The 12,629-nt window shown below is 45.8% G+C and carries 12 protein-coding genes and 1 pseudogene; 1 reads left to right on the top strand and 12 read right to left on the bottom strand.

Annotation, left to right across the window (positions count from 1 at the left end; genetic code table 11):
- Positions 1-12 precede the first annotated feature (12 nt).
- From fdhD to ACH6CZ_RS12785, 11 genes and pseudogenes are all read right to left on the bottom strand, one after another.
- A complete protein-coding gene (gene fdhD, locus ACH6CZ_RS12835; protein WP_374097866.1) occupies positions 13-825 on the bottom strand; it encodes a formate dehydrogenase accessory sulfurtransferase FdhD in 813 nt (270 codons plus the stop codon).
- A gap of 59 nt (positions 826-884) precedes the next feature.
- On the bottom strand, positions 885-2,159 hold the full coding sequence (locus ACH6CZ_RS12830) for an L-lactate MFS transporter (RefSeq protein ID WP_374097865.1): 1,275 nt from the start codon (positions 2,157-2,159) through the stop codon (positions 885-887).
- Positions 2,160-2,378: 219 nt separating this feature from the next.
- A pseudogene (locus ACH6CZ_RS12825) lies at positions 2,379-2,915 on the bottom strand (helical membrane plugin domain-containing protein); the annotation flags it as partial.
- Positions 2,908-5,871, bottom strand: a complete 2,964-nt coding sequence (fdhF, locus tag ACH6CZ_RS12820) for a formate dehydrogenase subunit alpha (protein ID WP_374097864.1) — start codon at positions 5,869-5,871, stop codon at positions 2,908-2,910. The gene fdhF and the pseudogene ACH6CZ_RS12825, both read right to left, overlap by 8 nt.
- Positions 5,872-6,198: 327 nt before the next feature.
- Positions 6,199-6,711: a MogA/MoaB family molybdenum cofactor biosynthesis protein gene (locus tag ACH6CZ_RS12815; RefSeq protein ID WP_374098003.1), complete on the bottom strand. Its 513-nt coding sequence runs from the start codon at positions 6,709-6,711 to the stop codon at positions 6,199-6,201.
- Positions 6,712-6,720: 9 nt separating this feature from the next.
- A complete protein-coding gene (moaA, locus tag ACH6CZ_RS12810; protein ID WP_374097863.1) occupies positions 6,721-7,728 on the bottom strand; it encodes a GTP 3',8-cyclase MoaA in 1,008 nt (335 codons plus the stop codon).
- Positions 7,715-8,335 (bottom strand): molybdenum cofactor guanylyltransferase, encoded by a 621-nt coding sequence (mobA, locus tag ACH6CZ_RS12805; RefSeq protein ID WP_374097862.1) that lies wholly within the window; start codon positions 8,333-8,335, stop codon positions 7,715-7,717. Before mobA ends, moaA begins: the two co-directional genes overlap by 14 nt.
- Positions 8,332-8,562, bottom strand: a complete 231-nt coding sequence (locus ACH6CZ_RS12800; RefSeq protein WP_374097861.1) for a MoaD/ThiS family protein — start codon at positions 8,560-8,562, stop codon at positions 8,332-8,334. The genes mobA and ACH6CZ_RS12800 overlap by 4 nt, the downstream gene beginning before the upstream one ends.
- Positions 8,559-9,008 (bottom strand): molybdenum cofactor biosynthesis protein MoaE, encoded by a 450-nt coding sequence (locus ACH6CZ_RS12795; RefSeq protein WP_374097860.1) that lies wholly within the window; start codon positions 9,006-9,008, stop codon positions 8,559-8,561. Before ACH6CZ_RS12795 ends, ACH6CZ_RS12800 begins: the two co-directional genes overlap by 4 nt.
- Before the next feature lie 5 nt (positions 9,009-9,013).
- Entirely contained in the window at positions 9,014-9,517 is a 504-nt protein-coding gene (gene mobB / locus ACH6CZ_RS12790) for a molybdopterin-guanine dinucleotide biosynthesis protein B (RefSeq protein WP_374097859.1), read from the bottom strand.
- Positions 9,511-10,767: a molybdopterin molybdotransferase MoeA gene (locus tag ACH6CZ_RS12785; protein ID WP_374097858.1), complete on the bottom strand. Its 1,257-nt coding sequence runs from the start codon at positions 10,765-10,767 to the stop codon at positions 9,511-9,513. Before ACH6CZ_RS12785 ends, mobB begins: the two co-directional genes overlap by 7 nt.
- Positions 10,768-10,827: 60 nt before the next feature.
- On the opposite strand from ACH6CZ_RS12785, the gene moaC reads away from it, so the two are divergent.
- The gene (gene moaC / locus ACH6CZ_RS12780) at positions 10,828-11,328 is read left to right on the top strand and encodes a cyclic pyranopterin monophosphate synthase MoaC (protein ID WP_374097857.1); all 501 of its coding nucleotides are present in this window, start codon (positions 10,828-10,830) and stop codon (positions 11,326-11,328) included.
- Here the strand turns inward: moaC and ACH6CZ_RS12775 are convergent.
- On the bottom strand, positions 11,325-12,452 hold the full coding sequence (locus ACH6CZ_RS12775; protein WP_374097856.1) for an MFS transporter: 1,128 nt from the start codon (positions 12,450-12,452) through the stop codon (positions 11,325-11,327). The two genes, moaC and ACH6CZ_RS12775, sit on opposite strands and share 4 nt — an antisense overlap.
- Positions 12,453-12,629: the final 177 nt, after the last annotated feature.

The raw sequence follows: 12,629 nt of genomic DNA, 5'->3' as shown, positions 1-12,629 counted from the left end.
TTGATGCTAATTTTAATACACAGGTGCTTCTTTCAAGCGGATTCTTTCAGGGCAGGTGTAGACGTTAAAAGAATTCCCTCTTACAAAGCCGACTGTTGTCATATTCAGTTCTTCGGCCAGGTCCAGTGCGCGTTCGGTTGGTGCTGATTTTGAGATGACCATTTCACAGCCGATTTTTGCAACCTTGAGGAGGATTTCAGAAGACAGCCTGCCGCTGAACACAATGACTTTGTTTTTAACAGAAATATCATTGCGCAGACAGTGTCCGTATATTTTATCCAATGCATTGTGCCGGCCGATATCCATACGGCTGAGAACAATATCATCTTCAGTGCACAATGCCGCATTATGCACGCCACCTGTTTGTCTAAAAGTCTCGGCGGAATACTGAAGCTTTTGCATCAGCTGGAAACACTGGTCAGGATGAAGCTTCACGCTGAGTTCTGTCATTGTTTTTGCCGTCATCGCATCACTGGCAAAGACGAATCCCTGACGGCTCCCTCCGCAGCATGACGTAATATAGCGCTTATTCTGCAGTGAACCATAGAGCGGGTTAAGATGTTCAGCTTTTACATGAATAAATCCGCCTTTTGCATCCAGTCTAACTGAACTGATATCTTTTTCAGAACGGATCACACCCTCTGATGCAAGATAACCGACAGCCAGATCTTCCATGTATTCAGGCGAGCAGACCACTGTCACAAACTCTTCTCCATTGAGCTTAATGGTTAACACCTGTTCAGTAACGATTGAATCTTCAACCCATTCACCTTCGCCATCAGTTACTCGCAGAATATTTCTGCGTTTAACGGAATCAGCGCTCATCGGGGTCCCTCCTTTCAAGTTAGAAAAGTCCGGGCTAAGGTAAGCCCGGACTGACAGCATCAGCTTGTTGCTTCAGCCGTTGCAGCATTTTCTTCACGTATTTTCTTAATATTAACACGAATTAACAGAGATACGACAAGTGCTACAACAAATGCCCCTGTAAAAATATACATTGTCAATGCATAGCTGTTTGTCGCCTCTTCAATTCTCGTTACAACACTTGGACCTACAAGTCCCGCCGCTGCCCATGCTGTTAAGATGTAACCGTGGATTGCACCAAGCTGTTTTGTACCAAAAAGATCACCGATAAAGGCCGGGATTGAGGCAAACCCTCCACCGTAACATGATAGGATAACAAAAATCAGAATTTGGAAAATCAGTGCATTCGTTACGTTTGGTAACATTATAAAAGCAGCGATCTGAAGCACAAAGAAGGTGGTATACGTATTCGGACGGCCAATGTAATCCGAGGCAGAAGCCCATCCAAGTCGGCCAAGGCCGTTGAATACACCCATAATTCCTACCATAAGTGCCGCAGCACCTGCTGTCATTCCTGCAATGGACTGTGCCATTGGCGATGCTACTGAAATGATTGCAATTCCGCAGGTTACGTTAATGAATAGCATGATCCAAAGCGCCCAGAAGCGAACAGTTTTAACGGCTTCATTGGCTGTTAATTGGGCAAGATCCCCTGTGTCTTTGTTCTCCTGTTTTTCTTTCTTTTCTTCCTGCGTCATACCTTCAGGAACATAATCTTCAGGCGGCTTTTCCAGGTAAAGAGAAGAGCTGAACATTAAGACAAAATAAATTGCTCCAAGTAAGTAAAATGTTCCTGAAATGCCAATACTATTGATTAGAGCTTCCATGACCGGACTGGCAATCATTGAAGCAAAACCGAATCCCATAATCGCAAGCCCGGTTGCAAGACCCCGTCTGTCCGGGAACCACTTAACAAGTGTTGAAACCGGCGTAATATAACCGATACCAAGCCCGATACCACCTAATACACCATAAAAGAAATACAGCAGATATAAGTTCCCGATTCCATCTGCAAAGCCGGAACCGATCATCCCAATTCCAAAACTGACCGCTGCAATCATTCCGGATTTTCTCGGACCGTGTTTTTCAACAAAATGTCCCATGAAAGCGGCTGAAAGACCTAAAAATAAGATTGCGATACTAAAAATCAGCGCGATGTCACTCGATTCCCATCCATGTTTTTCATTCAAAGGATTGGAAAATACACTCCATGAATAAACAGATCCGATTGAAATATGAATACCTACCGCTGACGCAGCAATCAGCCAGCGGTTTTTAAGCTTTTTTTCGGCCATGATTGTTCCCCCTTCAGTTTTCCCCGGGCTTAGCGCCCGGGATCTTCACACTTATTTTTTCTTCAGGAAATACAGTGGAATTGCAGCGAGTGCAATTCCTGCCGGCAACAGCCAGCTGCTTTTACTGGAGGAACCGGAGTCATTTCTGACCGGCGCCTGATTGTTATTCATCGTGTGATATTCAGTCGTAAAGATATCACCGTTCCAGTCTTCATTTTCTTTTTGGTCATGACTTTCTTCCATCTTCTGATCTGCAGAGCTTTGAGTCGTTCTTTCATAATCATCCTGCTTGACGCCAAGCCCTTTTAGAAATGCAGCACCTACTGCCATTGCGCGTTTCACTTCCGGATCATTTAAGGAGCGCAGAAGGGTGAAATATCCACCCTGTTCGTTTTTTTCATCCAGCTCCGCTACACGTGCAATACCCGCATTTACTTTTAAAATCAGCGGTTCAAGCTGCTGCACGTTCAGCGTACCAAGTGTGCCGACCATGAGCAGAAGGTTTTTAAGACTGTTGGTGGTTTCTTCAGAATCCAGTGTCTTTACAATGACATCAAGGACTTTGTCACCTTCAGCAAATAGAGAAGTGCCCATATCGAGCACACCTCTTTTTTGCATATGTTCAATCATGTCAAAGAGCTCATGGATTGCTTCTTTATTTTCAAGGAGTCTGGTCTTCAGCTCCTCAAAGTCACGCTGCCGGATCTCTTCCTCACTGAACTCCATGCGATGTATCACTTTAGTTGCTTTAGCCACGCTTAGACGCCTCCTTTCGAAGTTTCACAAGGTCTCCAGGGAATACGTAATCTTTACGCGCCCATTTTTTATCGACTCTGACACCAAGCTGCGGCTGCGGGTTACCATTCCGGTGATTCGTTCTTGGAATCGGTCTTTCACCTTTAGGCTTCAGCACTTCCATCTTCGCGCTGATTTCTTTATAGGCCGGTGTATCTGTGTCTTTATCAGCCTGTGAGCTGGTCAAATAGTTGATCGCACCTTCACCGTTATCATTCATTGGCAGATACACTTCTTTACCCTTCACCCGGTCCGTGACGAGGCATTCAACCTTGAGCGCACCATATGGAGAAGTCAGTCTGACAAGTGTTCCATCTTCAAGCCCTCTGTCTTTTGCAAGTTCTTCAGACACTTCAAGGAATACATTAGGTGTTTTCGATTTAATTCCTTTAGACTTATACGTCATGTTTCCTTCATGGAAATGCTCAAGCAGACGACCGTTATTGACGTGAATGTCATATTCTTCGTCAAACTCAAGCGGCTTCGTCCAGTCCACCGGGAAGAGTCTTGCTTTTCCATCAGGGAACGGGAAGTCCTCAAGGAACAGAAGCGGTGAATCAGTTCCATCTGCTGCAACTGGCCACTGAAGGCTCTTATATCCTTCAAGACGTTCATACGTTACGCCGGCATATAGCGGTGCAAGTGATGCTGCTTCTTCCATGATTTCACTTGGGTGCGTATAGTTCCAACCTGCACCAAGACGGTTTGCAAGATCCTGAATAATCTCCCAGTCAGGTCTTGAATCACCAAGCGGTTCAAGTGCCTGGTAGAGTCGCTGGACACGTCTTTCAGTATTTGTAAATGTGCCATCTTTCTCAAGACTCGGACTTGCAGGAAGGACAACATCTGCAAATTCAGCCGTTTTTGAGAGGAAGATATCCTGTACGACGAAGAAATCAAGCTTTTCAAATGCTTCGTGCACATAGTTGATATTAGAATCAACAATTCCCATGTCTTCACCCTTCAGATACATCATTTTCAGGTTGCCGTCATGGATTGCATCAATCATTTCGTGATTGTTCAAGCCAGGTTCAGCAGGGATTGTTGAATTCCATGCTTTTTCGTATTTCGCTCTGACTTCATCATCAGCCACTTTTTCGTAACCTGGGAAACGGTCAGGCATACTGCCGAAATCACTTGCACCCTGAACGTTATTATGACCGCGCAGCGGATAGCTTCCCGCGCCAGGCTTACCATAGTTACCAGTGATTAGTAGAAGGTTTGAAATGGCTGTACTTGTGTCACTTCCGCCTGAGTGCTGCGTCACACCCATTGCCCAGAGAACTGATGTCGTTTTCGCATTGTGAACTTCTTCAGCAATCTGAATCAGCGTCTCTTTTGAAAGACCAGTTGCTTTTGACGCATAGTCCAATGTGAATTTCTCAAGACTGTCGACATATTCCTGAAGTCCATTTACACGGTTATTCAGGAATGACTCATCCGCCCAGCCCTGGTCAACGATATATTTCGTGACAGCTGAAAGCCAGACAAGATCAGATCCAGGCTTTGGCTGGAAAAACAGGTCCGCTCTATCGGCCATTTCGTGCTTTCTGATATCTGACACGAGTAAACGCTGGCCGTGAAGCTTATGCGCACGTTTGACACGTGTAGCAAGTACCGGGTGGGATTCAGCTGTGTTAGAGCCGACAATCAGCACCAGTCCTGCCTGTGCGATATCAGTGATCGAGCCTGAGTCACCACCGTGACCGACTGTTCGGAAAAGACCCATTGTTGCAGGTGTCTGACAGTAGCGTGAGCAGTTATCCACGTTATTTGTCCCGATGACACCGCGCGCAAGCTTCTGCATGACATACGATTCTTCATTTGTACATTTTGAAGAACTGATAAAAGCCATTGAATCAGCACCGCTGTTTTCTTTATGCTCCTTCATTTTTGAAGCAACAAGGTTCAGCGCTTCATCCCACTCAGCTTCACGGAATGCATCACCTTCACGGATTAAAGGCTTTGTAATTCTTGATTCGCTGTTGACGAAATCCCAGCCGAATTTACCTTTCACACAAGTGGAGATTCCGTTTGCAGGCGCATCAATAGAAGGCTCCACCTTAAGAATTTTGCGGTCCTTCGTCCAAATATCAAAGCTGCAGCCGACACCACAGTATGTGCAGACTGTCTTTGTCTTTTTAATACGGTCTTCACGCATTGCAGATTCCGCATCTGAAATGGCAAGAATTGAACCATAGCCTGTTTCAACATTTTTCGTAATTTCAATCATCGGGCGGAGGGTGTTTTTCGCAAGACCCGTCAGGAATCCTGCTTCGCCTTCCATCCCTTTTTCCATCATTGCATTACAAGGGCAGACTGTTGAACAGTGACCACATGATACACATGATGATTCATTGATTTTTGAGTTTTTATCCCAGATGACACGGGGCTTTTTCAGCGTCCAGTCAATCGTCAGTGTTTCTGTTACCTGAACGTCCTGACAGGCTTCAACACAGCGACCGCATAGAATACACTGGTCCGGGTCATAGCGGTAAAATGGGTTTGAATCATCGACTTCATAAGGCTTTTCTTCAAAGGGCATACTCTGGTGATTAACTTTCATGTCCTTGACGGTGTTATGTATTTCGCACGTGCCGTTGTTGTAATCACACACTGTACAGTATAGTTCGTGATTTCTCAGAATCCGGTCCATTCCGACGACCTGAGCTTCTTTTACATCTGCTGAGACGCCATCAATCGCGTCGCCTTCTTTTAACTGTGTAGAACATGAACGTACAAACTCTCCGTTCACTTTTACAATACACGTATCACATGTCTCAATTGCACCGAGACTCGGGTGATAACAAACAGATGGAACTTCTGTCTGGTGGTCTTCTAATGCCTGCATTGCAGATAGATGTTCGCTGATTACAGCCGGTTTACCGTTAATCGTTACGTTAATTTGACCTGACACATTGATCTCTCCCCCGTAATGGATTTCCGCTGAAAAAAACAGCTGTTTTTAAAAATATTTAGTTTTCGCACCTGGTCATAAATACCCTGAGACATGTTTCGTGAAACTAGATTCTCTGAAAAAAGACATATTTTCGACAATTTTTTTAAGGAAGAGGTCTGATTAGGAATGGTACAGGTTTTGGGGTGGATTGCTACAAGTTCGGCGCTGATTGCTACAAGTTCCCGGGTGTATCGCTACAACTCTGACACAGATTGCTACATCTCCAGCCAAAACAGCAACAAACCCCAAAAAAGCCGCGACCCCCAGAAGGGCCGCGGCTTACGGTCAGTCTTTATTCAATTCCCGTATCACATGTCCAAGCTCAGGCAGAATCAATTTCTCCATTGCAAGCTTCACTGCCCCTGTTGATCCGGGTGTTGAAAACACAGCTGTTCTGCCTGCAGTTCCCGCAACTGCACGGGACATCATGGCTGCTGACCCGATATCCTCTGTGTAGCTTAAGTACCGGAACAGTTCACCAAACCCAGGGATCTCTTTATCAAAAAGCGGTGTAACGGCTTCAATCGTTATATCCCGCATCGCTAATCCGGTGCCGCCGTTGACGAGCACCGCCTGAATCCCGTCATCCATCAGACCGGCTTTCACCGCCTGCTGAATCAGAATGATTTCATCCGTTACGATTTCATAAGCAGCTACTTCATGACCGGAAGCCTGAAGCATCTCTTTCATCTGCCGGCCGCTTTTGTCGGTTTCTTCTGTTCTTGTATCACTCACTGTTATCACTTTGCAGGCGACTGAGCTTGGGGCCTGCTTTTTATGTTCTTCATGCAAATGAATTCAGCTCCTCTATCCGCCGATATAAGACATCTCAATCTTAGGGCGGTTCTTCGCTGTTTCTTCTGTTCTTTCATCAGAGTAACGATCTTTTCTCACGCGCCAGATTGAAGATACTGCTTCAACAAGCTCACTGTGATTTTTCGTTTGAACTGCTTCTTTCAGGTCGTGCCCTTCTGTTGCAAAAAGGCATGTATACATTTTACCGTCTGCTGACAGCCTTGCGCGTGTACAGGTTGAACAGAATGAATCTGAGACAGATGAGATTACACCGACTTCAGTATCTGTTCCTTTATAAATATAGCGGTCTGCCACTTCACCGTAATAATTCGGATCAGCAGGCTCCACTTCAAATTCTTCATTCAGCAGATCAATGATTTCTTTTTTGGTGACGACAGAGGACATTTTCCAGCCATTTGTGCTGCCGACATCCATGAATTCAATAAACCTGAGCATCACACCGCGCTCTTTAAAATAGCGTGCCATTGGCAAGATCTGATCGTCATTTACACCTTTTTGCACAACCATATTGATTTTCACTTCAAGTCCTGCGTCAAGTGCGGCATCTATCCCTTTAATGACCGGCTTTGTGCTGACATTCCGGCCGTTCATTTTTTTAAATACTTCCTCTTCAATGGCATCCATACTGATATTCACACGCTGCAGACCCGCAGCTTTCAGTTTCCCTGCAAACTTCGGCAGCATCATAGCGTTTGTTGTTAAGGCAATATCTTTAATTCCTTCAATTTTTGTCAGTTTTGCAATTAATTCATGCAGGTCTTTTCTGAGAAGCGGTTCCCCGCCTGTCAGCCTGACTTTTTCAACGCCCATTTCACTCATTGCGCTGACAAGCTTTTCAATTTCATCAAAAGTCAGATACTGCTCTTTTGGCATAAAAGCAAAATCCGGTCCGAAAATTTCTGCGGGCATGCAGTATCCGCACCGGAAGTTACACTGATCGGTAACGGAAATTCGAATATCATGCAGCGGTCGCTGGTAAAAATCTTTAATCGGTTCCATCCGTCATCCTCCTCTGTGCATCTCGCAATAATTGCCCATATGCCTCCTGGTCATTGATATTACTAAAGGCTTCTTCATTGATTCCAAGGTCAGTATGCGGCACTTCCACCCAGCTGATCTCGTCAAAGAAGCTTCTCATACGGTAATTTCCTTTTTCAAGCTGAGCTTGAATCACCGGCAGACAGCTTCGTGAATAGACAGCTGATAGCGGCTGCAGCTTCCCGTCTACCGAAGGAACTAGTGCCTGTAAACCCTTACGATTACTAAAATCGTTCAACAGTTTTTCAGCATCTTCTTGTTCAAACAGCGGCATATCACATGGCAGTGTAACGATCACTTCAGCATCCACCTTGGTCATCAGTGCGAATAATCCGCCAAGCGGTCCACACGATTTATAAGGCGCAACATCTGTCACAAGCTTCCCCGGAAAGTCAGGAAAATCATTCAGCTGGTCTTCCCTGACTGATAACACGACTTCATTGCATACAGAAGCCAGTGTATGTACTGACCTTTCGTAAAAGCGACTGCCTTCTAAGACAGCAAAAGCTTTCGGGCGGCCAAAGCGCCGTGACTCCCCGCCTGCCATGACAGCTCCTGTAATATTCATCCCCCGCTCACCGGCGGAATCAGGGCAACTGTGTCATGTTCAGTTACCTGATCACCAGGGAGCGCATACTCCTCATTAATCGCAACGAGGACTGAATCCGTCTGAATGTGATAGCGATTCTGTACATCTTCAAGCAGCTCTTTCACTGACATTTCTTTGCGGTCAATCTCAATATGATGTCCACCTGCAAGCTCCTTCAGGTGAGCAAAACAATTCACTCTGATCATCTTATTTCCTCCTTTTCAGGAACACCGGCATTTGTTTCAAGCTGATCACCGATCCACTCTTCCCCGTCTTCCCATTTCTCTTTTTTCCAGATAGGTACGATCTGTTTGATCCGTTCAATGGCATATTCGTTTGCTTCATATGCGTCTTTTCTATGAGGGGTTGATACCGCAATGACAACTGCAATATCTGAGATTTCAAGTTTCCCCGTTCGATGAGAGATTGCCGTCACAGCGTCAGGCCAGCGCGTGGCAATTTCATCTCCGATTCTTTTAAGCTGCTTTTCAGCCATAGAGGCATAAGCTTCATATGTTAAGTAAAGCGTTCGTTTTCCTTTTGTGAATTCCCTGACCGTTCCTGTAAAAGTAACGACTGCCCCTGCTTCAGGGCGTACAACTTTTTGTGAGATCGCTTCAATTGAAAGCGGCTCAGATGTGACTTCAAACATAGCAGTTAAGCCTCCTTTAACCAGTTTCTAAACCATTCTGTGTATGCTGTTACGTCCTGATAATCAAATACTGCAAGATCCGGACGGTCAATTGGCACCGCTGAAATCACGGCTTTTATATGTGTACACTGATCGAGCAGTGCGGTATCTTCCTGCTGACGAATCACAACGATTTTACTGTATGATTCCTTTTTATACCCTTCTACAAGGATAACATGAAGGGGGAGGGTCCTGTAAAAAGTGAGCAGATTCTCTAAATCTGTCAATCCGCTCTCTGATTCTATGATGACGGCCCCTTCACCCTCCACTGTACTGATTGTAGCTCCTGCCTGAAAGTGACGGCTGCTATCTTTTTCGGAATCAGCATAATCAGGCGCACCTCCGTGACCATGATGCTTGATTGTTCCAGCTTTTATTCCATGCGCGGCGGCTTTTTTCAGCAAATGACCCATGACAGTCGTTTTCCCGCTGTTTTGATAGCCGATCACTTGAAGAACCGGCACTACCATGGCATTTCGCTTCCTTCAGCCGTTTCAAGCAGCGCAACCCTCACCTGGTCACCTGCTGTAAATCCTCTTGTGCCTCCAGGCAATACAATCAGACAATTTGTTGCTGCGAGTGAACTGACAGCACTTGATTTATTAAACCCTGACGGACTTGCTTCAAGCCTGCCATTTTTGATGGTCAGCTTACCTCTGACAAATCGGGTAAACGGGTTGGGCTTTGTAAAATCCGCACCAAGCACTGCATCCTCGAGCGGCAGATGAGGCTTTGGATTTCCAAGCATCTGCTGAATCACCGGTCTTGTGAACAGTTCAAAACCGACATAGCACGCAGACGGATTACCTGACAGTCCAAAAAGAAACTGACCGTCTTTATGCGCAACAGTCGTCACGCTTCCAGGCCGCATGGCAACTTTATTGAATAACACTTCTGCTTCAAGGCGCTTATATACTTCAGGCAAAAAGTCGAAATCACCGACTGAGACACCGCCAGTGGTAATGAGGATATCTACCTCTTTCATTGCACGTTTTACAGATTCATAGCATGCTTCAAGGTCATCAGACAGCTTGCCGAGCATCTTGACTTCTGCTCCCGCTCTTTCAATTTGAGCGGCTGCCATCAGTGCATTACTATTTCTGATTTTACCTGGCTCTAGCGGCTCATCTACTTCCAGCAGCTCAGATCCAGTCGCAAGTACGCCTACAACCGGCTTAGCAGCTACAGTTATGTATTCATAGCCAAAGGTCGCAAGAAGAGCAATCGTACCGGGGTTGATGAGTGCTCCATTTTCCACAAGCACCGTCCCCTCTGCAGCATCTTCACCCTGAAAAGAAATGTTATCCCCTTTATTAAACGAACGCTTGAGTCGCATCACACCCGGCTCCGGCTCTGACGTTAATTCAAGCATCACAACCGCATCACACTCTGCAGGCATCATCGCACCTGTCATAATGCGTGCAGCCTGAAACTTCCCGACCGGCATACTTTGAACAGAACCCGCACCAATTGTTTCAGTTACCTTAAAGTCCAGCGGGTTCTCCCGTGAAGCATTTTCAGTATCTGCTGAACGGACAGCAAATCCGTCATAGGGAGACCGGTCAAAAGGCGGCACGGGATGAGTTGCAACCAGATCTTCTGCAAGTGTTCTTCCAAGTGCCTGCTGTATATGTACGTTTTCTGTTTTAGACGTTATGTTTTTTGCAATGATTTTTTGAACAGCCTCTGCAACAGGAATCGGCTTACGTTGTTCAATCATGTCATCTGCTCCTTTCTGATCGTGCTACAATGGTTGTATTAATGTAATGAGGTGATCTATGTGTCGGATTTAACGCATTTTAATGAACAGGGCCGCGCCAGAATGGTTGATATTTCTGATAAGCAGCAGACAGTGAGAATTGCGGTTGCGCATTCAAGTATTGTCGTCAATGAAGAAATCTATCAGCACATTCAAAACGGTACGTCTAAAAAAGGTGATGTGCTGGCTGTTGCACAGGTTGCGGGCATCATGGCAGCCAAACAGACTTCAACGATTATCCCAATGTGCCACCCGCTCTCTTTAAGCGGAATTGACCTGTCCTTTGAGTGGGACCTTACTTCCCGCTATGAACTGAACATTTCAGCTTCAGTCAAGACAAAAGGCAGTACAGGCGTTGAAATGGAAGCCCTCACCGCTGCTTCAGTGTGCGCGCTCACCATTTATGATATGTGCAAGGCTTCTGACAAAGGAATGGTGATCGGACCGACCTTCCTCGCTGAAAAAACAGGCGGGAAGAACGGTGACTTCACGCGTGACAGAAGCCCCGAGATGAAGCTTTAACGCCGCTTTCCAATTGCAATAAAAAGTAGACTGACCGTCAGTATCAAAGCAGCGCCGCCGGTAAAAGGCAGGCCTGCTTTTTCACTGACAACCCCCGCTAAGCTTGATCCTGCTACAACACCTGCAGAGAAGAAGGAATAAAAAATGCCGAAAGCCTTCCCTCTTGTGGCTTTATTAGACATATCAGTCACCATCTGATTCATAGATGGGAAGATAAGCGCAAATCCGATCCCGTAAATAAACATCAGCACCGGAATCACTGCCGGCAGCGCAATCCACTGAATCAGCCCAAGAATGAGCCCAATCGTGATCAGCCCTGTCGCCGTCAGTTTCTCAGCGGTGAATACGTCATATACTTTGTTCAGTTTTGACATAAAAATAATGACAGCTGTGACACCGAATATGCTTAGCCAGATTCCTGCAGACGCCTGAGTTAATCCGAGATCCTCCGCTTTTAACGGAAGGGCGAATGCAAGCGTTCCATTACTGACCATCAGCGCAAAAGCGGCGAGTGATGCCTGCTGGAGCTTTTTGTGCTTTAACAGTTCCATGATTGGTGCCCCTACAATTGCTTTTCTTTCTCTTTCTCTAAATGACTCAGATACACACTTCACTGTCAGCCAGATACAAATCGTAAACAGCGCGGCCACAGAATAAAACACAGCATCCGTTAACCCATTAGCTGCAAGAATACCGCCTGCTGCCGGTCCTAAAATCGCGGCACTCCCGATCCCGGCACCAATATAGGCCATCGGTTTCGTGCTTCTTTTCGCTGCATCGTCACCGGCGATCGCAAACACACATGGGATTAAAAGACCGCTCACAACACCATGAACCGCTCTGACTACAAGCAATTGCCCTGCATCCTGTGCAAGCGGATAAAATAAAAGAACTGCAGCAGAAAGAACTGTTCCGATCACCAGAACCGGCTTTCTTCCGTATCGGTCCACTGCGTATCCGCCCGCTATATTCCCAACCATATTCAGCGCTGAATAAACGGCAATAATCAAGCCGGCCATTGTTTCTGTCGCACCAAGGCTGATTGCGTAAGGTGTCATCACCGGAAGCTGAATGAATGTATCGATAAATGTCACGATAATGATAAAATAAATGATCTTGGTCATCGTCATATCTTCTTTCCGCTTAACGTCATTAAAGTTGGCTGATGATTGCAGCGAGAATCATCAGCTGTGCAGATATATTAATGGATCTTGGTAAAGTGATGTCCTCTATACTTTAATTAATCTTACCATTCCCTTAATTGATTTGTGAAAACACAGCACTTTTCAACGATTAAAAAA

The sequence above is a fragment of the Jeotgalibacillus sp. JSM ZJ347 genome, assembly GCF_044383825.1.
GTDB lineage: Bacteria > Bacillota > Bacilli > Bacillales > Jeotgalibacillaceae > Jeotgalibacillus.
This window is presented reverse-complemented; position numbering and strand designations above follow the sequence as displayed.

Coding starts and splice junctions, on each gene's coding strand:
- fdhD (WP_374097866.1), bottom strand. CDS start 825: ATGAGCGCTGATTCCGTTAAACGCAGAAATATTCTGCGAGTAACTGAT.
- ACH6CZ_RS12830 (WP_374097865.1), bottom strand. CDS start 2,159: ATGGCCGAAAAAAAGCTTAAAAACCGCTGGCTGATTGCTGCGTCAGCG.
- moaA (WP_374097863.1), bottom strand. CDS start 7,728: ATGGAACCGATTAAAGATTTTTACCAGCGACCGCTGCATGATATTCGA.
- mobA (WP_374097862.1), bottom strand. CDS start 8,335: ATGAATATTACAGGAGCTGTCATGGCAGGCGGGGAGTCACGGCGCTTT.
- ACH6CZ_RS12800 (WP_374097861.1), bottom strand. CDS start 8,562: ATGATCAGAGTGAATTGTTTTGCTCACCTGAAGGAGCTTGCAGGTGGA.
- ACH6CZ_RS12795 (WP_374097860.1), bottom strand. CDS start 9,008: ATGTTTGAAGTCACATCTGAGCCGCTTTCAATTGAAGCGATCTCACAA.
- mobB (WP_374097859.1), bottom strand. CDS start 9,517: ATGGTAGTGCCGGTTCTTCAAGTGATCGGCTATCAAAACAGCGGGAAA.
- ACH6CZ_RS12785 (WP_374097858.1), bottom strand. CDS start 10,767: ATGATTGAACAACGTAAGCCGATTCCTGTTGCAGAGGCTGTTCAAAAA.
- ACH6CZ_RS12775 (WP_374097856.1), bottom strand. CDS start 12,452: ATGACCAAGATCATTTATTTTATCATTATCGTGACATTTATCGATACA.